Origin of the sequence: Bradyrhizobium sp. AZCC 1693 (genome assembly GCF_036924745.1) — a bacterium.
GTDB lineage: Bacteria > Pseudomonadota > Alphaproteobacteria > Rhizobiales > Xanthobacteraceae > Bradyrhizobium.
This window is the reverse complement of sequence record NZ_JAZHSD010000001.1, coordinates 3698441-3720231: the sequence shown is the minus strand read 5'-3', so window position 1 is coordinate 3720231 and position 21791 is coordinate 3698441. Positions and strand designations below refer to the sequence as shown.

21 protein-coding genes, 1 tRNA gene and 3 pseudogenes are annotated in these 21791 nt (G+C 62.7%); 16 read left to right on the top strand and 9 right to left on the bottom strand.

The window, feature by feature from the left end:
- The first annotated feature begins 163 nt into the window (after positions 1 to 163).
- Both V1293_RS17670 and V1293_RS17665 read left to right on the top strand, forming a co-directional pair.
- Complete coding sequence (locus tag V1293_RS17670) at positions 164 to 1393, top strand: GGDEF domain-containing protein (protein ID WP_334511154.1); 1230 nt, start codon at positions 164 to 166, stop codon at positions 1391 to 1393.
- 36 nt (positions 1394 to 1429) lie between these two features.
- Entirely contained in the window at positions 1430 to 2053 is a 624-nt protein-coding gene (locus V1293_RS17665; protein WP_334511153.1) for a peptidoglycan recognition protein family protein, read from the top strand.
- 270 nt (positions 2054 to 2323) lie between these two features.
- On the opposite strand, the gene rpoH is transcribed toward V1293_RS17665, so the two are convergent.
- Together rpoH and V1293_RS17655 are read right to left on the bottom strand one after the other, a co-directional pair.
- A complete protein-coding gene (gene rpoH / locus V1293_RS17660; RefSeq protein ID WP_334511152.1) occupies positions 2324 to 3223 on the bottom strand; it encodes an RNA polymerase sigma factor RpoH in 900 nt (299 codons plus the stop codon).
- A 214-nt stretch (positions 3224 to 3437) separates the two neighbouring features.
- Positions 3438 to 4454: an RluA family pseudouridine synthase gene (locus V1293_RS17655; protein WP_334511151.1), complete on the bottom strand. Its 1017-nt coding sequence runs from the start codon at positions 4452 to 4454 to the stop codon at positions 3438 to 3440.
- Positions 4455 to 4479: 25 nt separating this feature from the next.
- Between V1293_RS17655 and V1293_RS17650 the strand changes: the two genes are divergently transcribed.
- The 8 genes and pseudogenes from V1293_RS17650 (at position 4480) to V1293_RS17615 (ending at position 8686) form a co-directional block, all read left to right on the top strand.
- Positions 4480 to 4818 (top strand): hypothetical protein, encoded by a 339-nt coding sequence (locus tag V1293_RS17650; RefSeq protein WP_334511150.1) that lies wholly within the window; start codon positions 4480 to 4482, stop codon positions 4816 to 4818.
- A gap of 132 nt (positions 4819 to 4950) precedes the next feature.
- Positions 4951 to 5025 (top strand) — tRNA-Glu (locus V1293_RS17645).
- A gap of 411 nt (positions 5026 to 5436) precedes the next feature.
- Positions 5437 to 5718: a hypothetical protein gene (locus V1293_RS17640; protein ID WP_334511149.1), complete on the top strand. Its 282-nt coding sequence runs from the start codon at positions 5437 to 5439 to the stop codon at positions 5716 to 5718.
- A 25-nt stretch (positions 5719 to 5743) separates the two neighbouring features.
- Positions 5744 to 5905, top strand: a complete 162-nt coding sequence (locus V1293_RS17635) for a hypothetical protein (protein ID WP_334511148.1) — start codon at positions 5744 to 5746, stop codon at positions 5903 to 5905.
- Positions 5905 to 6762 (top strand): nucleotide-binding protein, encoded by an 858-nt coding sequence (locus tag V1293_RS17630; RefSeq protein ID WP_334511147.1) that lies wholly within the window; start codon positions 5905 to 5907, stop codon positions 6760 to 6762. Before V1293_RS17635 ends, V1293_RS17630 begins: the two co-directional genes overlap by 1 nt.
- Before the next feature lie 132 nt (positions 6763 to 6894).
- Positions 6895 to 7161, top strand: a pseudogene (locus V1293_RS17625) (Rap1a/Tai family immunity protein); the annotation flags it as partial.
- Positions 7146 to 7901 (top strand): AbiU2 domain-containing protein, encoded by a 756-nt coding sequence (locus V1293_RS17620; protein ID WP_334511146.1) that lies wholly within the window; start codon positions 7146 to 7148, stop codon positions 7899 to 7901. The pseudogene V1293_RS17625 and the gene V1293_RS17620, both read left to right, overlap by 16 nt.
- Positions 7902 to 8341: 440 nt before the next feature.
- Complete coding sequence (locus V1293_RS17615) at positions 8342 to 8686, top strand: hypothetical protein (protein ID WP_334511145.1); 345 nt, start codon at positions 8342 to 8344, stop codon at positions 8684 to 8686.
- A 425-nt stretch (positions 8687 to 9111) separates the two neighbouring features.
- Here the strand turns inward: V1293_RS17615 and V1293_RS17610 are convergent, their stop codons facing one another.
- The 3 genes from V1293_RS17610 to V1293_RS17600 all read right to left on the bottom strand — a co-directional run bounded on the left by V1293_RS17610 (position 9112) and on the right by V1293_RS17600 (position 13970).
- On the bottom strand, positions 9112 to 9774 hold the full coding sequence (locus V1293_RS17610; protein WP_334511144.1) for a hypothetical protein: 663 nt from the start codon (positions 9772 to 9774) through the stop codon (positions 9112 to 9114).
- Positions 9775 to 10086: 312 nt separating this feature from the next.
- The gene (locus V1293_RS17605; protein ID WP_334511143.1) at positions 10087 to 11109 is read right to left on the bottom strand and encodes a hypothetical protein; all 1023 of its coding nucleotides are present in this window, start codon (positions 11107 to 11109) and stop codon (positions 10087 to 10089) included.
- Positions 11106 to 13970: a penicillin-binding protein 1A gene (locus V1293_RS17600; RefSeq protein WP_334511142.1), complete on the bottom strand. Its 2865-nt coding sequence runs from the start codon at positions 13968 to 13970 to the stop codon at positions 11106 to 11108. Before V1293_RS17600 ends, V1293_RS17605 begins: the two co-directional genes overlap by 4 nt.
- 140 nt (positions 13971 to 14110) lie before the next feature.
- Here V1293_RS17600 and V1293_RS17595 point away from each other — a divergent pair, with 140 nt between their 5' ends.
- The gene (locus tag V1293_RS17595) at positions 14111 to 14686 is read left to right on the top strand and encodes a hypothetical protein (RefSeq protein WP_334511141.1); all 576 of its coding nucleotides are present in this window, start codon (positions 14111 to 14113) and stop codon (positions 14684 to 14686) included.
- Positions 14687 to 14911: 225 nt separating this feature from the next.
- Here V1293_RS17595 and V1293_RS17590 read toward each other — a convergent pair.
- The 4 genes and pseudogenes from V1293_RS17590 to V1293_RS17575 form a co-directional block, all read right to left on the bottom strand.
- Positions 14912 to 15250 (bottom strand): annotated as a pseudogene (locus tag V1293_RS17590) (tyrosine-type recombinase/integrase); the annotation flags it as partial.
- A 205-nt stretch (positions 15251 to 15455) separates the two neighbouring features.
- Positions 15456 to 15665 carry a hypothetical protein gene (locus tag V1293_RS17585; protein WP_334511139.1) on the bottom strand — a complete coding sequence of 70 codons (210 nt, stop codon included), beginning with the start codon at positions 15663 to 15665 and terminating at the stop codon, positions 15456 to 15458.
- Between the two features lie 19 nt (positions 15666 to 15684).
- Positions 15685 to 16083 carry a hypothetical protein gene (locus V1293_RS17580; protein ID WP_334511138.1) on the bottom strand — a complete coding sequence of 133 codons (399 nt, stop codon included), beginning with the start codon at positions 16081 to 16083 and terminating at the stop codon, positions 15685 to 15687.
- Between the two features lie 17 nt (positions 16084 to 16100).
- Positions 16101 to 16905: pseudogene (locus V1293_RS17575) on the bottom strand (sterol desaturase family protein).
- Positions 16906 to 17094: 189 nt separating this feature from the next.
- Between V1293_RS17575 and V1293_RS17570 the strand changes: the two are divergent.
- The 5 genes from V1293_RS17570 (at position 17095) to V1293_RS17550 (ending at position 21788) form a co-directional block, all read left to right on the top strand.
- The gene (locus tag V1293_RS17570) at positions 17095 to 18369 is read left to right on the top strand and encodes an ABC transporter substrate-binding protein (RefSeq protein ID WP_334511137.1); all 1275 of its coding nucleotides are present in this window, start codon (positions 17095 to 17097) and stop codon (positions 18367 to 18369) included.
- Between the two features lie 3 nt (positions 18370 to 18372).
- Positions 18373 to 19254 (top strand): branched-chain amino acid ABC transporter permease, encoded by an 882-nt coding sequence (locus V1293_RS17565; protein ID WP_334511136.1) that lies wholly within the window; start codon positions 18373 to 18375, stop codon positions 19252 to 19254.
- 92 nt (positions 19255 to 19346) lie between these two features.
- On the top strand, positions 19347 to 20261 hold the full coding sequence (locus tag V1293_RS17560) for a branched-chain amino acid ABC transporter permease (RefSeq protein ID WP_334516772.1): 915 nt from the start codon (positions 19347 to 19349) through the stop codon (positions 20259 to 20261).
- A gap of 1 nt (position 20262) precedes the next feature.
- The gene (locus V1293_RS17555) at positions 20263 to 21069 is read left to right on the top strand and encodes an ABC transporter ATP-binding protein (protein ID WP_334511135.1); all 807 of its coding nucleotides are present in this window, start codon (positions 20263 to 20265) and stop codon (positions 21067 to 21069) included.
- Entirely contained in the window at positions 21069 to 21788 is a 720-nt protein-coding gene (locus V1293_RS17550; RefSeq protein WP_334511134.1) for an ABC transporter ATP-binding protein, read from the top strand. The genes V1293_RS17555 and V1293_RS17550 overlap by 1 nt, the downstream gene beginning before the upstream one ends.
- The last annotated feature ends 3 nt before the right edge of the window (positions 21789 to 21791 follow it).

Here is a 21791-nt window from a genome sequence, read left to right as displayed (position 1 = left end):
TGGCCGGCGACAGTCAGGGTCCGTTAAGCGGCGCAGATGCACCTTGTCCCGCAAGACGGCGGGGCAAGACAACAAGAATCGTCGTGGGAGAAGGCCCAAGGCTGGAGTCTTGAGCGGTCGTTAGACAACAGGGGAGACGGGACGTGCGCGTCCCGGGTTCGCGATGCTGAGCGTTCCGACGCTTTGGACGGTGTTCGTTATCAATTTTCTCGCGCTGGGCCTGATCTGGGCCTACGTCATGCGCAGCTATCCGTCGTTCGAAGCCGCGCGGTTCTGGACCGGTTCGGCATTCGTGGCGGCGGCCGGCGCGGCGATGGCGATGCTGCGCGTGGTTTTCCCGGATTCGCTGGTGCCGCTGCTGTTTGCCGGCACCGCATTGATCCTGGCGATCTGCCTGGCTGCGATGGGCATCCGCAAGTTTTTCAATCAGCCGGTTTCCTGGCGCGACACCTTGCTGATCACCGGGCTTGGCGCGGCCGGCCTGTGCGTCTTCACGTTCGTCCATGACAGCGTGCCGGCGCGAATGACTGTCTTTACGATCGCCCAGGCGCTGCCGATGGTGCGCAGCCTGAAGCTGCTGCTGTCGCGGCACGAGGGGCGCGTCAATCCGGGCGCCCGGCTGGCCGGCATTGTCACCATTGTCATCCTCGGTATTTTCGCAGCCCGGCTGTTCGGCGCGCTGACCAGCGCGGACGGCGGATTCTCCTACATGCATTTCAGCCCGGCGCAATCGGTCGTCATCCTGATGCTGGTATTCCTGTCGATGTCGCTGAATTTCGGCTTCCTGTTGATGGCGATGGATCGGCTGCGCAACGAGGTCGCTGATCTCGCGCTGCTCGACGATCTCACCGGCGTCGGCAACCGCCGCTATCTGTTGCAGCGCCTCACGGAGGAATGCGCGCGATCCGAACGCTCAGGTCAGCCCTTCGCGCTGCTGGTGATCGATCTCGATGGCTTCAAGGGCATCAACGACACCCATGGCCACGCCGCCGGCGACGCCTGCCTGCAGCATTTCACCCTGATGGCCCAGACTCGCCTGCGGCCCGGCGACATGCTGGCACGGACCGGCGGCGACGAGTTCTGCATCGTGCTGCCGTCCTCGACGCTGCGCGAAGGCGCCATGATCGCGCGGCGCGTGCTGGAGGTCTGCCGTGCGGACGCCGAGCAATGCGCCGGCAACGACATTCCGATCGCGGTCTCGATCGGCGTCGCGCAATGGGCCCGCGAGATGGGCGCGTATCCCGACCGCCTGATCGCGGCTGCCGACCATGCGCTCTACGACGCCAAGAAGGCCGGCCGCAACCGCTTTGCGACCTACGACCCGGCGCCGCCGCTGGCAGCCGAACCCGAAACGCGGGGACTATCGGATATAGGGCTGCGCAAGCGCGCGTGAGCGTGTTACTCAAGGCCTGTCACCGGGCCGTGAGACATGAACCTTCATTCGCTTGCGCTGGCGGTTTGTGCCCTCGCATTTTCCGTATCCGCCTTCGCGCAAACGCCCGACCTCAGCGCGATCGCGCGCATGTCCGGCACACCCGACATACCCGGGTTGAAGATGGTCTGGCTCGCGCCATGGGGCGACCTCGCGAAGGCCCGTCCCTGGCGCAACATCATCGTGCACCAGACCGAAGGACCGGCAGGCTCCGCGCGCGGCGGCGCGCAGGCGCAGTCGAAGAACCCGACCCGGCGCGGCGTCATGGTCTGGGTCGAAACCGACGGATCGGTGTACTGGGCGGTCGCCGAACATCTCGTTCCGACCCATGGTGACGGCGCCAACCGCAACGACAACAAGTATATCGACAACGGCCCGACCTATCGCCAGGTGGTCGGCGACAATTCGGTCGGCGTCGAATTCGCCGGCAATTTTCCCGACGTGACGCGCGGCCCGACCGAAGCGCAAATCGCGGCGTGGAAAATTCTCGTGAAGGTGCTGCGCGCGCGTTACGGCATCCCGCTCGATCGCGTCTATGCGCACAACTGGATCGACTACAAGGACGCCCGCTATTGCGAAGGGTGCGCGCTGGCGAAGATGGCGCGGGAGTGGGGCGAGTAGGGCGGGCGGCATTGCCGCACGATGGATTGCTTCGCTTCGCTCGCAATGACGGTTACGGTCGTCATCGTCCGCGAAGGCGGACGATCCAGTATTCCAGAGACCGTAGTGATTGCGCGCCGTCTCACGACCGGCGCGGCGTACTGGGTCCCCCGCTTTCGCGGAGGACGACAGCGGAGGTGGTGAGGCAGCTTCCTCCAAAACAAAAGCCCCCGCAAAACAAAAAGCCGGCGTTGCCGCCGGCTTTCGTCAACTGTTATCTCGATGGCGCGATCAGTGCGCGGCTTCGAGCGCTTCCGCTTCCTGCCGGGCAATCGTGCCCTTGACGGCCGACTGCACCTTCTCGAAAGCGCGGACCTCGATCTGCCGCACGCGTTCGCGCGACACGCCGAATTCGGCGGCGAGGTCTTCCAGCGTCATCGGCTCTTCCGCCAGGCGCCGCGCCTCGAAGATGCGGCGTTCGCGCGGGTTGAGCACGCCGATGGCGCCGTTCAGCGCCTGACGGCGATGATCGAACTCCTCGTGCTCGGCCATCACGGCTTCCTGGTTGGGCGAGTTATCGACCAGCCAGTCCTGCCATTCGCCGGCTTCACCGTCGTCGCGGATCGGCGCGTTGAGCGACGCGTCACCGCCGAGGCGGCGGTTCATGTCGACCACGTCCTGAGTAGTCACGCCGAGGCGCTTGGCAATGATCGCTACCTGGTCGGGACGCAGATCGCCCTCGTCCAGTGCGGAGATCTTGCTCTTCGCCTTGCGCAGGTTGAAGAACAGCTTCTTCTGGTTCGCGGTGGTTCCCATTTTCACGAGTGACCAGGAACGCAGGATGTACTCTTGTATCGACGCCTTGATCCACCACATGGCGTATGTAGCGAGACGAAAACCCTTCTCGGGCTCGAACCGCTTGACCGCCTGCATCAGGCCGACATTGCCCTCCGAGACGACCTCGGAAATCGGCAAGCCGTAGCCGCGATAGCCCATGGCGATTTTGGCCACGAGCCGGAGATGGCTGGTGACAAGGTGATGTGCCGCGTCGCGATCGTCATGTTCGCGCCAACGCTTGGCGAACATGTATTCCTGCTGGGGCTCCAGCATCGGGAATTTGCGGATCTCGGCGAGGTATCTAGACAGGCCGGATTCTCCATTGAGAACCGGCAACGTAGCTGTACGGGCCATTGAGCGCCCTCCAGTGGTTCAGGCCCCCGATAGCGGCGGGCCCGGCAGGTGATCGCTGTGTTAAAGCCGACCAGGCTGCGATGTTCCGCGCTGGATATTCAGCGCAGGTGCAACATAGCCGAAAACGAACAAATAGGGAAGGAATGCTGACGTCACGTCCCCGTGTGACAGATATAACCTGTTGGCATAGCTTATCTTTTCTGAAGGGGCTGCGTCATAGGGCCGCTTCCAGCGCGCGTTGCAGGAGGAGCAGATCCTCCGGCATACCCGTCTCCCAGTGCAAAAGTTCCCCGGTTCGGGGGTGTTCCAGCGCGAGCAGATAGGCGTGCAGGGCCTGCCGGCCGAGCGCGGTGAGTGCATCCTTACCTTGGGTACCGAGCTGCCCGGCCTTGGTTTTGAAGTGCGGGCCATAGACGGCATCGCCGATCAGGGGGTGGCCGATATGGGCGAGGTGCACCCGGATCTGATGGGTTCGCCCGGTCTCGAGTTGGCAGGCCAAAAGCGAGGCGACCGGCTTGCCGTCGCGCCCCTGATACGCCGCCTGCAATTCCCAATGGGTGATGGCCTCGCGGCCGCTTTGGCGCACCGCCATCTTTTCGCGGGCAAAAGGATGCCGGTCGATCGGCGCGTCGACCGTGCCGCGCCGGCGGTTGGGCACGCCCCAGATGAAGGCCATGTAGCCCCGTTGCATCGGACCGGTGCGGCCGTGATCGGCGAATTGCGCGGTGAGCGATTGATGCGCCTGGTCGTTCTTGGCGACCACCATCAGGCCTGTCGTGTCCTTGTCGAGCCGGTGCACGATGCCGGGCCGGCGAACGCCGCCGATGCCGGAGAGGCTTTCGCCGCAGTGGGCGATCAGCGCATTCACCAGCGTGCCGCTCTCATGGCCGGCGGCCGGATGCACGACCAGCCCCTTCGGCTTGTCGATGACGATGATGTCGTCGTCCTCATAGATAATGTCGAGCGCGATATCTTCGCCCACAGGCTCCGGCGCCACCGCTTCAGGCACGTCGATTGTGATCGTATCGCCTCGCGCGACATGATAAGCGGGGTCGCGGATGGGGGCGCCTTTCGCGGTAACGGAACCGGCCAGAATCAGCGCTTTCAGCCGCGAGCGCGACAGTTCCGGGCGAAGCACCGCGAGCACGCGGTCGAGGCGCGGCGATCCCTCGTCGCCGCCGACGGTGACCTCCAGCCTTTGGCCGCTGTTTGAAGAAGAGACTTGTTCCAATGATGAGCCTTGTTAAGAGCCTTGCATGACCGATACCGTTGCGCCCGAACCGACCCCCGAGCAGGCCGCGCTGATGGCGCGGGTGCGGCGGATGATGCTGATCGCGGGCCTGACCTCGGCGCTGGCGGTGGCCGTGGTTCTGATCGCCGTCGGGTACCGTCTTTACCGGGGCGAGGGAAGCCCCGCGGCCGCCACGACGGACATTATCGCAACCTTGCCCAAGGGCGCCCGCATCGTCTCGACGGCGGTGGCCGGCGAACGGCTGGTGCTGACGCTGGACATAGGCGGGGTGACCGAAATCCGCACTTTTGATGCCAAGACGTTGAAACCCGCGGGAAAGCTCAAATTCGTCAATGAGCCCTGAGGCCTGCGCGATCGGCCCAAAAATGCCCCGCGCCGCCCCGAGGACGCCAGGCGACAGGTTTACCCAACCGTGTGAGAGCCGTCAGACTTGCCTTGCCCGCCGCACATTTCGCGGCTATTCCCTGAGGCCAACGCTCCCTTCGTCTAGCGGTTAGGACGCGGCCCTCTCAAGGCTGAAACAGGGGTTCGATTCCCCTAGGGAGCGCCATAAATTCAAATAGTTAGTGGACGGAAAAACTGGATGTCCAGTTAGTGTCTCGTCTAAAATCGCATTTTCGTATTCAAAGCGCACGCGCCCGGCAAAGCCTGTCGGATTATTAAGCGGGGAGGGCGGGCGATAAGGATTGTAGCGGGCGGTCGTTCAACATCGCCACTAGGATAACGGCTTCAGTAAACGCGCGAGGTCGAACGCTAACAGGGGTGAGAGTCCATCCCTCTCCGCCATCAATAAGGCGAACGCGAAAACACCAAATAGAATTGGGCGTTTCCTGAACCGTCGATTTCGGACGCCGAGTCATCTTTCGCTGGATAGTCCGGTTTTCCAAACCGGGAACTCTGGACTCCCGGAACCGCGATCGTCACCATTCGACCTACGATTCGCTCAACCGCAGGTACCCCTATGGCCGCCGACGTCCCGGAATTCGCGACATGGCTTCCCGTGATCGGCCGGGCCCTTGCGCGCCTGTCCTTGTCGAAGGCGACGGAGAGCGACCGCGAGAAATTCAAGGACGTGTTGGCCCGCGTCGACTTCCTGGAAGCGCTCGGGCTTCCGGCCAAGGACGCGGCCGAGGCGGCCGGGTCGACGGCGGCATCGGTGGCCGAACTCAAGCGCCTTCGCAGGAACAAGGGCAATGGCAAGAAAGCCGGCAAAAAGAGCAAAGCGCGCAGCGGCCGCCGCTGAGCCCGCCGAGAACGGCGCGTCGGCGGTGGACAAGATCGCCGGGCTGTTGGCGCTGATCGCGACCAAGGAGACGGCGGCGCTGAAGCTCGACGCGATCGGCTTCTCCGGCCGTGAGATCGCCGCGCTCCTCGACGTCAACGAGAACTTCACTCGCGTGGCCCGCTTCCGGACGGGCAAGAAGCGCTAGTGGCTCGCATCAATCAGCAACTGATCGGCCGCATCGCAGGCAAGCTCGGGATCTCCGAGAAGGCGGTCTACCCGCACATCCAGAAGGTGGTGAACGCGACTGGCTTGGAACGCCACCTCGCGGCGCTGCTGCTGGCGATGCGAAACAACTTGAACGTCAACCGCTTCTCCGAGCCCGAGGAGCGCGCCGCCGTCAGCGGTTTCCTCGGTGGTGGCGGCGGTCACCGGCGCCGGGATCCGGACGACGAGCCCCGACCGGCAGCGGCCGCGCCGGCGCGTAAGCCGGCGAAGAAGGCCAAGCGGCGCACCAAGGGCAAGACCGTCTTCGTCGTGCACGGGCGCGACAACAAGCTGCGGGAATCCATGTTCGCGTTCCTGCGCGCGATCGGCCTCGAGCCGCTCGAGTGGGACCAGGCGATCCGCCGGGCCCGCCGCGGTGCCAACCCGTTCGTTGGCGACGTGATCGACGAGGTCATGGATCAGGCCCAAGCGGTGCTGGTCATGTTCTCGCCCGACGACGTCGTGCAGTTGAAGGACCAGTTCGTCGACGCCCACGAGCGTAATTCCGAGGGCAAGCAGCAGGGACAGGCGCGCCCCAACGTCCTGTTCGAGGCCGGCCTGGCCATGGGCCGCCATCAGGAGAAGACGGTGCTGATCGAGATCGGCAGCGTGAAGCGCTTCTCCGACATCGGCGGGCGGCACATGCTGCGCTTCAACGGCTCGCCCGGCAGCCGCAACGATCTTGTAGGCCGCTTGGAGATGCTCAAGTGCGATCTCGCGACCGACGGTTGGGACTGGCTCAACGTCGGCGACTTCGACCCGACGCCACCGAAGGCGAAGAAGAAGGCCAAGAAATGAGGGCCGCGGCCGCAGCGCTGTTCGCGGTCTGCCTAGCGTCGCCGGCGCACGCCGCCGCCGACGGCGTTCTACTCCGGCAACGGCGTCTACGACTGGTGCCGAAACGATCGGCGCGCCGCCTTCAGCTACGTCGCGGGCCTGTACGACTCCGCAGCCCACGCGGCGGCCGTGATCGATTCTGGACGGCACTTCGGCAAGGACATGCCGAACAACGACATCGAGATCGACTTCGCGCTCGACCGGGTGGTCGGCTACTGCAAGCCCGAGCGCGTCACCCTCGAACAGGTGACTGATGTGTTCTGTGCCTATCTCAAGGACCATCCGTCCGAGCGCGACGGCTTGCAGGCGATTATGTTTCCGAAGGCGCTGACGAAGGCGTGGCCATGTCCCAAACGGTGACGACACCGACGGCTCCGCGACCGCCTTCGCTCGAGCAGGAACTGGAGATGTTCCGCGGCGAGGAGGAATCCGCGCAGCAATACTTCTACGGCTACTTGGCGACGCAGCTTGTGCCGTTCAAGAACTCCGAGGTTCTCGAGAAGATGCGCGAGACGCCGATGTTCTGGCGGACTACGCGGTACGCCCTGCTGATGTCGGCGTTTGTCGTGCTCGGACGCATCTTCGATCAGGATTCCAAATCGCTGCACAACCTCGACAAGCTGCTGGCGGTGGTGTCTGCCAACATCGGAGCCCTCAGCCGCGCGGGCCTGCTGCAGCGCCGCGTCGTGCAGGGCATGACGCCGGCCGATGCCGCCGCCTACGCTTCGACGAAGTACGATCTCACGACCAACGACGTGCGCGCGATGCGGAAGGAGGTCGCGAAGTGGCGCAAGGTATATGAGGCGACCTACCGCGACATCCGGCACAAAATCTTCGCGCACAAGGGCGTCAGCAGCGCCGGCGCCGACGCCCTGATGGCCAAGACGAACATCGACGAGGTGAAGGAGATGCTCGGCTTCCTGCACTCGCTCTACATGTCGCTGTTCCAGCTTCACTCGAACGGTCTGAAGCCCGATCTCACGCCGACGACGTTCTCCATGCCGCCGACTGCGTATCTCGGATCGCAGCAGTCGTCGGCGGCGGAGCACATGTATCGCGAGGCCGGCGATCTACTTTACGGTCTGATCGATCCGGATTAAGGTCGCCCGAAAGCAGAAAGCCGCCCCACCCATCGGTGTTGCGGCTTTCCCCTACTAGAGGGCGGTTGAAGCTAGATACGCGAGGACGATGATGACCTGCGGATCGATTTGTAACTCGAACTTCAAGTGATCTCCTTTCTGTTGGAGGACTTGCAAGTCGGTTGCGGTTTGAGCATCGGCCGATGCAGCTTGTAGTTCTGAACGAGGCGTTGTCAGCAACGAGCACGACTTTTGTCCTGGTCGCGGCTCCGGGGCGTTACTTCCGGTCACCCGTAGAAGTAGCTTAAATCCTATCGTTTCGCCATCATTTGTTGTGCACGGGCGGTGGCGCTTGGGGCCTCCGCGGCAGTCCGCGCACGGCGTTGATCCGGCTGGGGAATATGGCGAAGAAGAAAAAGGGCCCGAAGACAACTCCTCGGAAGCCGAGGCCGGTGTCGCCCATGGCGACCCCTGACATGACGCGGTCCTTCGACCTGCCGGACCGGCTGCGGCTGGCGATCGCCGACGCCTTCGTCATCTTCTCCCGCATCGCCATCATCCAATGCATCTGGGTACTCGAACAGGCCGACTACCGGCGCAAGCTGCAGATCGCCAAAGAGAAGGCCTACGAAAACATCAAGTTCGTGAAGGGCGTCGTCGAGGAGCTCCTGGAACGCCCTCGGGGTTTTAATCACGCGGGCGTGTTTGCGTTGGGGCCGCGCGCGAGTCAGAGCGGGCGATACGCGGGTGAGTTGGTAAGAAGTTTTCTGACCTGCGGCCGGACAGCGTTGGCTGTGGCGGATTGATTGTCGGACCGCTTGGCGACCTGTCGCTGTGGCGCGTCGGTGCCGGCAAAGCTTTCGGCAGATACGCCGGTCAGTACAACGACGACGGCAAGGAGAATGTAGATGCGCATCTTTTCCCTCCAGAGTTAAGCCCATGAAACGCTGGATTCCCTACAGGGAGCTGCGCTACCGACTGTGACACAGCTCACAAAGGCCCGGCCTTTGCCTTCGTCGGCGACTGTTCAACAAGTCTCGTCAACAGGAATGAAGACTGCATGAAATGTGCCTTGAGGTGTCGGGTACTAGCTCGGAAGAGCTGTCAGCCGAAATCGTTCGCGTCATTTTGAGCGGAGATACCTCAAGGTAGGCAGTGCCTTCGCTTCGGAAGCGAGAGCCTTCAACGAGCCGTCATCACTTCATCTCCTCCAGCAGCTTCCGCGCTTCGCTCATGCCTCTGCTTCCGGCTTGGCATCAGCGGAATCGCGCCTTCGTCTGGAGCCCGAGCCCTTCGGCGCATTCCGCGCCGCGCAGGTCGGGTTCTTGTCGGAAACGATCACGCGCGCATGCTGTGTGACATTGCCGACAATGGCCTTGCCGCCATCGCCCATGGACACGTTCTGCACGGTGATGGCCGGCTCGCCTTGGCTGCGGTAGCGGTTGAGCGCCTCGATCTGGGCGGGAAACGTGCGGGCGAGCCTGCCCAATGCGCGCGCGGCACTGTCGTGCTGAGCGAGATCGTCGGCATTCGCAAGGTGATGGGCGCACCGCATCGCCATCACATGAACGGAAACCATCTGCGCCACCAGCATGGCCTCGACGGAATCCCGCGGCTTGATGCTCTTCACCATCGAAATCATGAAGGAGAGGTTGACCTCGTCAGGGCTCTCGCCGCTCACGCTGGCCTTTACCAATTGCCTGATAATGCCATGCATCGCTTCGCGATCGGCGACCCCCAATGTATCAGCCATGAGCTGTTCGCCGATTTCAGGGTCTGGATGGTCGATGGAGAAGCCGTGCGACAGAAGCTTTATTCGAGGGGCCGCGGCAGCTTTGGTCTGGTCAGTTGCAGCGATCGCCGTTGGCACAGTGAGGTCTGGAGCGGTGTTCATGTCGGGATTCCTTAGGCCACGCGCGCGGCAAGCGCGCGGTTCGGCCACGCGCACGCGATCGTTCGCCGCGGTGATCCCTGCAATTTCAATTGTGGGTGAGGATTTGAGCCGCAATCGTACCGACGCGCCCGCTATTGCGGGGCGATGGGCGTTTACAAGATTGCGGGATGATGAAGGAATGCCGCTGATTTGCCCGACGTGTCAAGCTGCCTCTTCGAATGCCGGCGGCGGCCTGCTACTTTGCATGGGGTTGTTTTCGATATTTTGGAAGCGCGTGTGTCGAGGCGCCATTCGTTGCCGCACACGCTCTGCTCATTCCCGCTCCATCATGTCGGCGATCGCCTTGATGCGGCTTCTGGCGTATTTCGGCAGGCCGGCGCTCAGCGAATCGCCGCTGTTGAAGGAGCTGTTGCCCATGAGCAGCTGCGCGGGCACGAGGTTTCGCAGAATGGGTGTTTTGCTGTGTTCCCTTTGCTTGTTCAGCACGTCGTTCCTGACCGCAATCAGGATATAGACCGTCGCGATGGCGGCTTCCCGTTCGGTCGGATGCTGTTGCAGAACCGCAAGCAGCTTGCCGAACTGGATGACCTGGTTGACCCAAAAGATGTTCTGCTTGAGCCCGCCGGTGACTGTGGAGTCGAGCCCTGTCAGGCTCGGCAGCTCGGCAAGGTGCGGCTGCGTGACCAACATGATCTCACTCTGGAACTCGATGAAATCCGGAATGGGCTTTTTGCTTTCCTCGCGCAGCTTGTTGGCAAGCTGAATGCCCGCCGGAATTTTCCCTTCAAACATGTAGCGGGACTGCACGCAGATCGCCGTCGCGTCCTCGCACCAGCGGCGATTCGGCTGACGGTTGTGCGCGGCGCCCGCGTCGTTGTTGGGAACAGCATCGCCCGCCGTAATCGGCCGGTGCTTGACCGCCGGATCGATCTGCTCGAGGAACGCGACATTCGCATACCGCGACAGATCCAATGCCGCTGCCGGTCTTGGAAGTCGAAACCGCGCCTCTGCCTGGTAGACCGAGAGCTTCAGCTTCGTTTGTTGGTTGAGCGTGGGCTCAACGAAGCTCGGGAAGAGCGAGAGGAAGCGCCGCTGAACCGGACGTGAGCGGGCCCAATCGTCGAAAGGAATGAGCCCGGTCGAGGAATCGGCGAGCTTGTCGTTGCGTTGGTCGGCGAAGATGATCGTGCGCGGTTTGATCTGTGCGATCGGAACGCTGGCGGCTGCGGGCACGTCCTCCAGCTGGAATTCCTCCGCGGCCGCGCCCGTGCAAGTGGCCACGCAGGCGGCGATGAGGACAGCGGCACGGTGGACTCTCATGGCGTCAATACTCAATTCAGCCGCCGCCAGAAATAATCGGGATCGACTCGAAGCGGCGGTCGCGGGAGGCGGTCCTCGTCATCGGGATATTCGCGCCAGGAGGGATATTCGCGCGGACCAAGACGCCAGGTTGGGAATGGAAAGGGCGGCCGGTTATCGCCGTAACGGCGGTTGTCGTAGGACCACTGCTGGAATGGCCCGTCGCCTTCGTCATAACCGCCACGATGGGCGTAGCTTTCTGCACGCGAGACGATCCGAAATTGCGTATCGTTGATTCTGCCCGCCGGATCCCTCTTGAGGTACTCGGTGAAAGCGCGCCCGGAGCCGGCCGGTGCAGGATCGCCGGTATGGGGATCGATCGACAGAGCAACGAGCTGACGCATGGCTTCGCGCGAAGGGCCGTTCAACGCCGTCCTGGGAGCGTGCAGCTCCCAGGCTGCCTGCACGATCGGCTCGAACATCGGCAGCGCCACTTTCCCTCCGGTCTGGCCGGGCCCAAGGGTACGGCGCGTGCCATCGTTGTTGTCGTAGCCGACCCAGATGGCGATGGTGACGTCATTTGTGAAACCGACGAACCAGGCATCGGCCGAATTATCAGTGGTACCGGTCTTGCCGCCGACATAGGGCGAAAGATGCTTCACCACGCGCGCGGTTCCGCGCGCGAGCACGCCCTGCAGCATTGATTTCAACTGGTAAAACGATGCGCGGTCGGCGAAGCCGATCCAGGACACCGCATGCGGATCGTGCCGGTAGATTGGGCGGCCGTCCTGTTCGATCGTTTCGATCGCATGAGGCTGGGGTCGTGCGCCTTCGTTGGCGATCGCTGCATAGAACGCCGCAAGGTCGATGAGCCGCACAGCTTGGGCACCGAGCACGAACGGGTAATAGCGCATGCATTCCTTGTAGAGCTGCGCTTCCATCGCGATCTCGCAGACCCGGTCGAGGCCTCGCTCGGCGCTGTCGTCGAGGCCGGTCGCGAGCAGTTGCGCGGTGGCGAGATTCCGGGAGTTTTCCAGCGCACGCCGCAGCGTAATGGCGCCCAAAGCGCCGCCCTCGTAGTTCTTCGGCGACCAGAAACCGCGCTGGCGCGCGTGGACCGTCGCCCCGATCGGCGCCAGCGTAATAGGTTCGTCCATCACCAGCGTGTTAGGCTGCAATCCCTTCCGAAGGGCGGCGAGGTAGGTCAGCGGCTTCAAGGTGGAGCCGGGTTGCCGCAGGCTCTGGACCACGCGGTTGAGCTGGCTTGCCGGATACGAAAAGCCGCCCGCCATCGCGAGAATGCGGCCGGTTTCGTTCTCGAGTACGAGCGCCGCTCCCTGCACGGTCGGTCGAATGCGCAGATCGGCACGCGCCGCTTGCTTACCGTTGGCTTTGCGCACCTGCACGTAGACCACGTCGTACGGCTTGAGACCGTGCCGGATCGCGGCGCTCCAGGTGTTCAGCGGCAGGATGCTTCCGTCGGCCAGACCGACGTTGATCGCATGGCCGCGCTTGCCACGCGTATTCTCCAGGACGACGGCCGATTCCCAGTGAACGTCATAGAGAGGTAGCCGCGTCGTCTTCAACGCCACGAGCCAAGCCGGCTCCGTGGCCCTCAGATCAGCCGCTCTGAGACGGACAGCATCGGAAATGTTCGCCTCGGGTCCCTCAAATTTGTAACGATTGGTGTTCAGCTCGTACCGCGCGAGGCCTTCCTGCAATGTCGCTTCGACTACGCGCTGCAAGGCCGAATTGACGGTCGAGTGCACCGTGTAGGAGGAATTGGTGAGAGTATCGAGGCCCGCGACCACCTTTGCCTCGCGGGCGATGTGATCGACGAAGTGAAAGCCGAAGTCCCGTCGCATCGGCCGGTACTCGACGAGCTGCGGCAATACTGCTTGCGCCGCGGCGGCGTCGCTCATGGCGTCGTCCTGCAGGCGGCCCAGCACGTAGGCAAGGCGCTCGCGCGCGCGCTCAGGGTGGTGGTCGGGATTGAAGTAGTTAGGTCCCTTGGCGAGCCCGGCGAGCAGCGCGCCCTCGACTGCGGAGAGCGCCTTGGCTGGTTTGCCGAAATAGCTGCGCGCCGCCATCTCGATGCCCCAGGCTCCGCGACCGAGATAAATCGAGTTGAGATAGAGCTCGAGGATTTCCGACTTGGTCAGGGCGCGCTCCATCCGCGAGGCAACGATCATTTCGCGCAGTTTTCTTTCGTAAGTGATGTCGTTGCCCACCAGCAGGTTCTTGGCGACCTGCTGCGTAATGGTCGAGCCGCCCTGCGGCCGGCTCGGTTGCGTGAAGTTGCCGATGAAGGCGCGGACCAGTCCGCGCTCGTCAATGCCGGCGTGTTGGAAGAAACGCTTGTCCTCGGCGGCGATGAATGCGTTGCGCACCGCTTCCGGGATATCCGCAAGTTTGACCCAGACGCGGCGATTGTTCGGCGCGTAAATCTCGGCAAGGCGCTCGCTCTTGTTGTCGAGGACTACGCTCATGCCAGGAAGCCTGAGGTGCTTAAGCTGCACGGCGTCGGGCAGATCCTTGACCGCGCTGTTGTAGAAAGCGATGACCTGACCAAGATCGACCGGAGATCCTTCCACTTTTTCGACCTTGCAGAACTGCCTGTAGGCCACGTGTAGGTCGGCCGGATTCAGTCCTTTGAGCGCCTTGATTTCGCTGCTCAACGCGTCCTTGTCGTCCATGGCAGTGGCAATCAGATCGTCCAGGTTGATGTCCTCGATGTCGAAAGCCCTGCGCATATGGGCGCAGCCGTCACTCAAGAGCTGCGCCACCTCGAAGCGGTCGCCCACCGCATCGAACTCCGTCTTGACCTCATCCGGCCGGGTAGCGACCTGGCTGAAGGCAAGCGCCGTGGCGAAGATCTTGATGAGAATCGAGTCCATGACCCGCCGACGGTCGAAAAGCCGCCTCCGTACAATCCCGTTTTGGTAGAACAATAAACAAGGCTGTATTAAAGTTCCCCAGGCCCGGAACCAACGCTGCGGCCGCTGCGTTTTAGAAATACCACATTGGCAGTGCAGTCATGAGTGCCCCTCTTGCAGTCGTACTTGCCGCGGCGTTCCTCAGCGCCGCCATCGCCGCGATGCCTGCGGATGCTGCTCCTCGAAAAAAGACCCGGGCCCTTGCCGCGGTCTCCCCTGCAGCTAGCGTCGCTCAGCCGCCCACGGACAGATTTTTGGCCTGCGACGTCCGGGTGCGAGACTATCTTCGCGAAGGCGGAGCCGCGATACGGGTCACCAAGATCGAAGTGGACGATGCCCGACTGCAGCTGAACATTCATCATGAGTACGGAGAGGCGGGAAAGTCGTCTCGAAAATACCTCCGCGGGGACACTGAAGAAGAAATGCGCAAAAATCTGCGCGGAATATTGGATGAGTTCGCTGCGGCTGCGAAGGCGGCAGCGGCTGGTCGCGCTTGGTATGTGATCGCTGCTCGCAAGGTCATGCCGGACCTCCGCGACGGTTCGGGCGAGAACACGAGTCCGTGGACGGCCATTGTCCTCGCGGACTTCGAGGGAAAATGCAGACCCATCACGTTCTATCAGTCTGTCGATCGGAACAAGCTCAATCCTGAACTGAGCAAGAAATTGGAGGAGTGAAGTTTTGCGCTTGAAGTGATTTGCAGTCGTAGCGACCGCGCTTGGACGTCATGAGAGGCGCGGTGAGGATGCTCAACTGCCGACGCCGGTGAGTTTGCAGTATTGGCGGCGAGGCTCGGCTTTCGTCGCCTTTAGGGCAGGTTTGGGCAGCCGTTTTGAAACGCTTTGGAAAGCAATAAGGCATTTGTTGCCCAAACTTTTCTTTAATCCATTGGAATCACTCACTTATGCCCCATCCCTAGTGAGCGCCAGCTTCGCAATCAAGCTATTGATTTTTAAGGCCTCGTCGGTGGTGTTTGCCACTTCATCGGCAAGCGGTTTGCCACTTTGATTCGTAGATTGTCGCTGGATCGCTTGTCGCGTCAGACGTTCCTGATCTGCCGCGCGCGTATAGCGCTCCACTTCCGCCAACGTCTTGTGCCCCGTGATCGCGGCGATCTCGCTTGCCGAACAACCGGCTTCGGCGAGACGCCGTGCGGCTGCCTTTCGAAGACCGTGCGCCTTGCGGCGTTCGGGCAGACCTGCCTCCCGGATCGCAAGATGAAGCATGCTCCGGGCTTGTTGGCCATCTTGCCGATGACGATATCAACGTGCTCACGTGTCATTTGATCGACACGTCGATGACCGTGTTGTTCGAGAAAACCGTCGATCATCCGTCGATAGTTGGTGCGACTGCAAGCGGACAAGGACCGATATTGCGGCGAGCCGTAATAGCGAACAGCGAGCGCGGCGAAGGTCTTTGGAGCCGCAGTCGGTCGTGGCTCAACATCTATTGCGCCGTATTGTTGCGGCGAACACCGCCGGCCGATTCCTCGCGCTTGACTTCGGGGAATAGCCACATCGCGAAGATCATGAAGGCGCCAAGAAGCGCGACCACATACTGGATGCGGTCGTGGCCGAGCGCGTGCTGATAATGGACGGCGATCGCCGTCACCAGGGCCACGAGCAGCGACAGCGCGAGCTTGATCTTCACAGGCATGGCTCAATCTCCGAAAGGCTTATGACATGTTGGCCCACGCATACCCGCCGACCTTCGCCAGCACGGCAAGGGCGAGCGACTGCGCGCCAGCCAAAACGATCAGCCCGGCGCGACCATCGCGCAGCGGCGCAGGTAATGCTTCGAACAGGCCGGGCGCGAACAGCGCCACGAGGCCGGCGACGACGATCAGCGTGCTCCATCTCAGTTCGCTATAGCCGTAGAAACAGGTAGCCGTCAGCAGCAGGATCAAGAGCGCGGCATTGCCGGCCACGAGCAGCGCGGCGAGCGTCGATCTCGCCGCATCGGGGCGCGCGCGCAGCGGAAACATGCCGGCAAGGATCAGGAAGGCGAGCGCACAACCGGTCGCGAACGCCGCGAAATACAGCGATGCAACCCAGTGCGGTTCGATGGCATCCATGGCCTTGCTCTGAGAACCTATTCGGCCGGCGTGGCGTATCCACCCGACGGCTCCGCCATGTTCGGCTTCGGCGTGCGGGAGGTCTTGCGCATGTCGGTCTTCACGAAGCGGGTATCGTAGCCGTTGAACAGATGGCCCAGCAGCCCGCGGTTGAGATCGGAGGTGCCAAACAGCCAGTCCATGACGGGGAATGTCAGGTTCATGTTGCGCTCCATCATGATCGACTGGTTGTGATGGGCGGCGTGGTGGCGCCGGATGGTGTTGACGAAGGGGACGTTGCGGACGAACCAGTTCTCGTCGACATGGCAGCAGAAATGCATGAATTCGTAGATCAGGTACATCGACGTCGTCGTCGAGATCAGCAGCCAGCCGACATTGGGTGAAATCACCCAGCCGACCACCAGCGCCGGCGGGATCGACATCATCGTGAATGTCACCAGCGCGTAGGGCGGAAAGAACGTCACGCGCCAGTCGTTGTGGCCGGCGAAGCGCATTTCCTGGTCGGTGAAGAACTGGTGATGCATCAACGTGTGCCGGTTGTAGATGGCCCGGAAGGCTTTTACCCTGCGACGGCCGGTGCATGACGAAGCGGTGAATCCACCACTCGAAGAAATTGGCGAACAGGAATGTCACCGGCACGATCAAGAGTTCCCACCAGCGCAGGTTGCTGATGTTGGCGAAATATAGCGACAGCGCAGTGAATCCGATCACATAGATGACGAAGACGTGCACCCAGCCATTATACCAGCCGGCGATGCGATAACGGTAGTTTGCCCGGTAATTGCGCTGCCGCTCCGTCATCGGGCTTGATGCTAGTTCCATCGCTGGTCTCCGTCGCCGTCTCTTGAATCTGCGGGGCTCCGGCGGCTGATATATCACCAATCTATTAGATGGGCAACGGACTGTTTTGGCCGATTTCCTCGAAAAATCGCTTGATGCAATGCCGCTGATATATTTACGGTATGGCAACGGGCGCGCGGTAGACGCGCCCGAGCCAGGGGAGGGATTTCCATGAAGCTGACGCGCCGCGATTTTTCCAAACTCGCAGCAACGGGCATTTTGGCCGCCGCCGCGCCCCGGCTGCTTGCGCCGGCACTGGCGCAGAACAAGCCGCTCCGGATCGGCATCATCGCGCCGCGATCGGGCGTTGCCGGCACCGCCGGCGAGTGCGGCATCCGCGCCGTGCAGTGGGCGGCGGAACGGATGAACAAGGACGGCGGCATCGCCGGCCGCAAGATCGAGCTGGTGCTCGAGGAAGAAACCAACCCAAAGGACACGATCGAACGCTTCCGCCGCCTAGTGCTGCAGGAAAAGGTCGAGTCGGTCCACGGCCTGATCTCGACCGGCGTCAGCCTCGGGACCGCGCCGATCGCCGAGGAGGAGCAGGCGCTGCTCGTGATGTGGGACGGCACGACGCAGGACGGCGTCAAGGAGATGATGCCGAATCCGAAATACGTGTTCCGTTCCACCGACAATGAATGCGAAGCGGTGATGGGATCGCTGCTGGCGGTCAAGCACTTCAAGGGCAAGTTCAAGCGTGTCGCCGGCATCAATCCGGACTATTCCTACGGCCGCAACAACTGGGAAGCGTTCCGTCAGATCCTGGCGCGCTACGGCATCGAGGCGGAGTTCGTCGCCGAACAATGGCCGAAGGTCGGCACCATGGACCTGACCTCGCATATCGTAGCGCTGAAGGCGGCGAAGCCCGACCTGATCTTCTCCTCCATGCTGTTTGCCGATTTGCCGGTGTTCATGAAGCAGGGACACGCCGCCGGCCTGTTCGACGGCGTCAAGATGGTGTTGCCGGCGGCCGGCTGGCAACTCAACCAGCTCACGAAGGAGTTCATGCCGGAAGGCATCATCTTCGGACACAACACGCTGTACTTCGATCACCCGCAGGCCTCCGCGCTGCAGAAGGCCTTCGTGCAGGACTACATGGAGCGCTACAAGGAGGCGCCGCACTGGGAAGCGGACCGCGCCTATTTTGCGCTCGCCACCTACAAGGCCGGCGTCGAGGCCGCGCAGAAGGCGGCGGGCAAGTGGCCGACCCCGGAACAGGTGGCCGAAGCGATGCCCGGCCTCGAGGTGGAAAGCCTTGGCGGCAAGGGCCGCTTCCGCAACGACAAGATTGCCGAGCAGGTGTTTTACCAGGGGCCGTCCACCAACACCAACAAGTACGATTTCCCGACGCTGGCATCGGTCGACACCTTCCAGGCCGCGCAGCTGCAGAAGCCGCCCGGCGCGGATTTCTGGGAGTGGATCAAGACTGCGAAAATGCCGGTCTGAGGCATGACTGAACTGGTGGACGTCGTTCTCGGCGGGACGTTCCACGCCGCGGTGCTGTTCCTGGTCGCCGCGGGACTGCAGCTCGTGTTCGGCGTGCAGAAGCTGGTCAACCTCGCCTGCGGCTCGTTCTACGCGTTAGGCGCCTATTTCGGCATCACGACGGTCGGCCTTGCCATCAAGCTCGGCATGCCGCCGCCGCTGTTCTTTCCGGTGCTGATCCTGGCCGGACTTTTGATCGGCCTCGTCGGGCTCCCGATCGAGCGCGTGTTGCGCACCATCTACCGGCGCGACGAGAGCTATCAACTGCTCATCACCTTCGGCTTCCTCCTGATGTTTCAGGATGTGTTCCGCTATCTTTGGGGCGCAACGCCGCGCACCATGGACAACGTCTATCTCGTCTATGGCACGGCGAATGTATTGGGCGTCCGGGTGCCGACCTACAATCTCCTGGTGATCGCCGCCAGCATCGCGATTGCCGCCGGTCTCGGATTCTTTCTCGAGCGGACCCGGACCGGGCGCATCGTGCGCGCTACGGCAGAAAACCGCGATATGGCCGAAGGCCTCGGCGTCAACGCCTCCAAGATCTTTGCGCTGGTCTTCACCGTCGGTTGCATGCTGGGTACCGTCGGTGGCGCGCTGGTGGTGCCATCAGGCGCCGCATCGCTCGACATGGCGGTCGAGCTCGTCGTGGAATCCTTTGCGGTGGTGGTGATCGGCGGGCTCGGCAGCATGCGCGGCGCGATCGTCGGCGCCCTGATCGTCGGCCTGATGCGTGCGGCGTCGATTTCGCTGGTGCCGGAACTGGAGATGCTCTCGGTCTATCTGGTTGTCGTCATCGTACTCATCGTCCGGCCGGCCGGCCTGTTCGGAAGGGCCACCGCGTGAGCATCCCGTCGGTCGATACCGCTTCGCCTGCCGTGTCGCGCGCGTTGCCGCGCGTCAGCGGGTTATGGGTTCTGCTCGGCTTGCTCGCCGTGATGGCGGTGCTGCCGGCGTTTGCTTCGCCTTATGCGCTGCTGCTGATGCTGCCGTTCATGGGTTACGGCATCGCGCTGCTGGGCTTCAATCTGCTGTTCGGCACCACCGGGCTGCTGTCATTCGGACATGCGCTGTTTCTCGGCGTAGGTGCCTATACGGCAGCGGCGCTGACGTCGAAATTCGGCGTGAAGAGCTTTGAAATCCTGCTGTTGGCCGCCGCCTTGTGTTCCGGCCTGATCTCGCTGGTCATCGGCATGCTCTGCGTCCGGTACACCAGAATCTTCTTCGGCATGTTGACGCTGGCGTTCGGCATGCTGTTTCATTCCTTCCTGTTCAAGTTCTACGCCGTTACCGGCGGCGATCAGGGCATGCGCGTGCTGCGCCCGCTGCTGCTCGGCATGGAGTGGGGCGGCGGCAAGACCGCGTTCCTGACCGGGCCGTTCTACTACTACGCGCTCGTGCTGTTCGCGCTGCTCGGCCTTGCGATGTGGCGCATCACGCAATCGCCGTTCGGCCTGCATCTGAAGGCAATCCGCGAGAACGCCGGCAAGGCCGCCTATGTCGGGGTGCAGATCTTTCGCATGCGGCTTGCCGCCTTCGTGATCTCGGCGGTCTATGGCGGCATCGGCGGCACGATCCTGGCCATCACCACCGGTCTGGCCGATCCCGAATTGGCGTACTGGACCCATTCCGGCAATCTCGTGTTCATGGCGGTGCTTGGCGGCAGCGGCACCTTTGCCGGGCCCGCGATCGGCGCGCTGGTGTTCGTGCTGCTGCAGGATTTCGTGATGTCGGTCACGCAATACTGGCGCTTCGTGATGGGTGGCGTGCTGGTGCTGCTCGTCGTGTTCCTGCCGCAGGGCCTGTCCGGCGCCGTCGGACTTCTCGTCAGCAAGCGCAACGGAGGGCGATGAGATGCAGCCGGACCGCGCCGCCGACGTCAGCGCCGAACCCCTGTTCGAGACCGTCAACGTCACGAAGCGCTTCGGTCCCTTCATCGCGTTGCTCGACGTCTCGTTCGCCGTCGGCGACGGCGAATTCGTCTCGATCGTCGGGCCGAACGGCGCCGGCAAGACCACGCTGGTCAACGTCGTGACCGGCCTGTTGCGGCCGAGTGTCGGCGAGGTGCGCTTTCTCGGCCAGGACATCGCCGGCGTCGGTCCGGTGGAGCTGGCGCGGCGCGGCATGTCGCGAGCCTTTCAGCTCGTCAATATCTTTCCGGCGCTGACGGTGCGTGAAACGCTGGCGGTGGCGGTGGCGTCGCGGCTACGCCGTATCGCCAATCCGTTTCGTTCGCTGTGGCGGGATCATATCCTGCAAGCCGATATCGAACGCGTCGCCGAGGTGCTCGGCCTGCGCAGCAAGCTGGACATTGTCGCCTCGACCCTCTCGCAAGGTGAGAAGAAGCTGCTCGACATCGCCAGCGCCTTCGCGCTCAATCCAACCGTGATTCTGCTGGATGAGCCGACCAGCGGCGTTTCGACCGGAGACAAGCATGCCATCATGGAAGTGCTCGTCACCGCCGCCAAGGCGGCCGGGGTTCGCGCCATCGTGCAGGTCGAGCACGACATGGATCTCGTCGAGCGCTACTCGCACCGCATCGTCGCGCTGCAGGCAGGCGCAATGCTGGCCGACATGCCGCCGGATGCGTTCTTTGCCGATCCGGCGGTGATAGCAGCCGTGGTCGGAACCCGCCCGCAAACGCACAAGAGGGCGCCGTAATGCTGGACCTGTCGAGCCTCAAGGTCGATATCGAGGGCAGCCGCATCCTCAACGGCATCAGCCTGACGGTCGGCGCAGGCGAATTGGTATGCCTGGTGGGACGAAACGGCGCCGGCAAGACCACGACGTTTCGCAGCATCATGGGCTATCGCCGCGCGCTGTCGGGCGGCATCACCTTCGACGGCGCCGACCTGACCCGGCTTCCGACCTGGCAGATCGCGCAAGCCGGCATCGGGTTCTCGCCGGAGGAGTCGGAGGTCTATGCCGATTTGACGGTCAAGGAAAACATCGAGCTCTCGACCTGGACGCGGCCATCCGGCCGTCCGGCCGATGTGCGCATCGAAGAAGCCTACACGGTGTTTCCAAAGCTGCGGCAATATCTGGCGCGCGGCGGCGCGCAACTGTCGGGCGGCGAGCGCAAGATGGTGTCGATCGCCCGCGCGCTGACGCTCGATCCAAAACTGCTGCTGCTCGACGAGCCGTTCGAGGGATTGTCGCCGGCGATCATTCCCTTGATTGCGGAGGGGGTCGCTTCGATCCGCGCCATGGGCAAGGGCGTGCTGATCGCGGAGTCCAATGTCCACCACATCCCTGATTATGCCGACCGCATCTATGTATTGGAGCGCGGCGAGGTGATGTTTTCAGGTACGCTGGCGCAGGCCCATCGGGATCGCAACGTCATGCGGGTGATCGCAGGCCAGATCGAGACTGCATCGTGAGGA